Genomic DNA, 1,583 nt, shown 5'->3' on the forward strand with positions numbered 1-1,583 from the left:
ATTTCTGAAGGGATTGCGGTGCTCTCTGATGGTTTGTTTATGTTCTTCTAAAAAGGCACCCATTGTCTCCCAGACCTCTTTTTTTGAGTTTGGATTATCCATTTGTTCAAGGATTTCACAGAGTTGTTTGAGCATCTTAATTTTTTCTTGAGGGCATTTTTTCAATCCAAACCAGCTGAATTCATTGCTCAGCGTTTGCGCATGGCTCTCTATTGCCATTTTCAGGCGATATTTTTCGCTGTTGCAGTTAACGGGTTTTTGGATAACGGTCAGGCTGCTCTGGTTATTTTGATCCCCCAGTCCCAGTTGGCCATACTCGTTGTATCCACAGGCAAAGAGCGCTGGCTTGCCGAAGCTGTCGCAGCCAAAGACAAGGGTATGGAGAGCACCTGCGACGACACCATCCAGGGAATTGAGGTCTTCAGGAAGCCTTACTGGCTGGAGGCTATTCTGGTTGTAATTATCCCCAAGCCCCAGTTGGCCATACTCGTTCCATCCACAGGCAAAGAGCAGTGGCTTTTTATTGCTATCACGGCCAAAGACAATAGTGTGGCAAGCACCTGCGACGACACCCTCCAGTGAGTTGAGTGCTTCAGGAAGCTCGAGGCGCTGCAGGCTGCTCTTGTTATTTTCATGCCCAAGCCCTAGTTGGCCATACTCGTTCCATCCACAGGCAAAGAGCAGTGGCTTTTTATTGCTGTCGCGTCCAAAGACAAAGGTGTGATTGAAACCTGCGACGACACCCTCCAGTGAGTTGAGTTCTTTGGGAATCTCAAGGCGCTGCAGGCTGCTCTGGTCAGCTTGATCCCCAAGCCCCAGTTGGCCATACTCGTTATATCCACAGGCAAAGAGCGCTGGCTTGCCCTTGCTGTCGCGGCCAAAGACAAGGGTGTGGCCCGCACCTGCGACGACACCCTCCAGGGAATTGAGGTCTTCAGGAAGCTCAAGGCGCTGCAGGCTGCTCTGGTTGTTTTGATGCCCAAGCCCCAGTTGGCCATACTCGTTATATCCGCAGGCAAATAGCAGTGGCTTGCCGAAGCTGTCACGGCCAAAGACAAGGGTGTGGCCCGCGCCTGCGACGACACCCTCCAGTGAGTTGAGTGCTTGAGGAAGCTCAAGGCGCTGCAGGCTGCTCTTGTTATTTTCATGTCCAAGCCCCAGTTGGTCGCGGCTGTTATTTCCACAGGCAAAAATCAGGGGTCTGCCCTTGCTGTCGCAGCCAAAGACAATGGTGTGGTAGTAACCTGTGACGACACCCTCCAGTGAGCTTATTTCTTTGGGAATCTCGAGGTGCTGCAGGCTGCTCTGGTTATTTTTATGCCCCAGTCCCAGCTGGCCATCATAGTTCCATCCACAGCAATAGAGCTTGGGCTTGCCTCGGTATTGCGTCAAAATAAAGGTGTTATTATGGCCTGCAGATGCCACGATTCCACGGCGAGAAATTTTTCTTTCTGCCACCAGCTCCTTGATTGCCTCACGAAACTCTCTGTTCACCTGAATGAGGCGCTCAAGGTCATTGGGTGTAGCGAACTCAAATATTAATTTGAGTACGTCTTTGCTTAGATAGTCAGCGGAAAAAAGTG

The 1,583-nt window shown here is 50.8% G+C and carries 1 protein-coding gene; it reads right to left on the minus strand.

Annotation, left to right across the window (positions count from 1 at the left end; all coding sequences use genetic code 11):
* Positions 1–1,583: RCC1 domain-containing protein (locus tag Lwal_RS14845; RefSeq protein ID WP_193787236.1), on the minus strand; the 1,583-nt coding region annotated here is incomplete at both ends.

It is taken from the genome of Legionella waltersii (assembly GCF_001468085.1).
In the GTDB taxonomy this organism is placed as follows: Bacteria; Pseudomonadota; Gammaproteobacteria; order Legionellales; family Legionellaceae; genus Legionella; species Legionella waltersii.